Below are 211 nucleotides of genomic sequence, written 5' to 3'. Positions count from 1 at the left end.
TCCTGAAATTTTGCCAACTGCTGGGTGGGCGCTCGGTGACCGAGTTTAACTACCGTTTTGCCGATGCCAAAGATGCCTGCATTTTTGTCGGCGTACGCCTGAGTCGAGGCCTGGAAGAACGTAAAGAAATCCTCCAGTTGCTTAGTGACGGCGGCTACAGCGTAGTGGATTTGTCCGACGACGAAATGGCGAAGCTGCACGTGCGCTATAT

General features: G+C 53.1%; 1 pseudogene. It reads left to right on the top strand.

The features are described 5' to 3' along the window. A pseudogene (locus FDX22_RS12125) lies at positions 1 to 211 on the top strand (threonine ammonia-lyase, biosynthetic); the annotation flags it as partial.

The sequence above is a fragment of the Citrobacter sp. TBCS-14 genome, from assembly GCF_005280805.1.
In the GTDB taxonomy this organism is placed as follows: Bacteria; Pseudomonadota; Gammaproteobacteria; order Enterobacterales; family Enterobacteriaceae; genus Citrobacter; species Citrobacter gillenii.
The sequence above is the reverse complement of the archived record's forward strand: the minus strand, read 5'-3'. Positions and strand labels throughout refer to the sequence as shown.